Origin of the sequence: Streptomyces sp. NRRL B-24484 (assembly GCF_000717715.1) — a bacterium.
Taxonomy (GTDB): domain Bacteria; phylum Actinomycetota; class Actinomycetes; order Streptomycetales; family Streptomycetaceae; genus Kitasatospora.
This window is the reverse complement of record NZ_JOAI01000158.1, coordinates 1-615: the sequence shown is the minus strand read 5'-3', so window position 1 is coordinate 615 and position 615 is coordinate 1. Positions and strand designations below refer to the sequence as shown.

Annotated in this window: 1 pseudogene; it reads right to left on the bottom strand. The window is 72.0% G+C overall.

Going from position 1 to position 615, the window contains the following annotated elements:
- Positions 1-491: 491 nt before the first annotated feature.
- Positions 492-615 (bottom strand): annotated as a pseudogene (locus IE98_RS0141725) (Hsp20/alpha crystallin family protein); the annotation flags it as partial.

Below are 615 nucleotides of genomic sequence, written 5' to 3'. Positions count from 1 at the left end.
CGCTCGGCCTCCTGTGGGGTGTCGTACTCACCGCGCTCCCGGACCTCCTCCAGGAACGCCTCCCATCGAAGCGTCATCGCGCTTACTCCCTCCGTCCCGGCCTGTTCGGTACGCCGCCCGCCGCCGGTCAGGCCTCGACGGCCAGGCGCCGGTGCAGGCCTGTGAGCTTGAGCAGCCGCACCACGCAGCGCCCGGCCCCGCGCAGGACCAGGAGCCTGCCGCGCGGTCGGTCACCTCCGACAGATCCAGCACCACCTCCCGGTGCGACTCGAGCGCGGTGGCCGGAGCACGGCGCAGCGCGGGGGCGGTGTCGAGGTCGATCTCGCCGTTCACCTGCATGATGAAGGGCTGGTTGCTCTGGCCGTTCATGGCGTTGTCCTGTCTCAGCGGGTAGGCCGGTCCCGGCGAGGGCGGTCGGGGGTGTTCCGGCCGCCCCTTTCGACCGAGGGGGGAGAGATCGGGGGCGGCACGGAACGGCACTGGGGAGCGGGTCAGGCCTGGATCTGCTTGCGGTCGCCGCTGTGGCTGATCGCGACCTTGCGGGGCTTGGCCTTCTCGGCGACCGGGATCTTCAGGGTCAGCACGCCGGCGTCGTAGTCGGCGGTGATCCCGGCG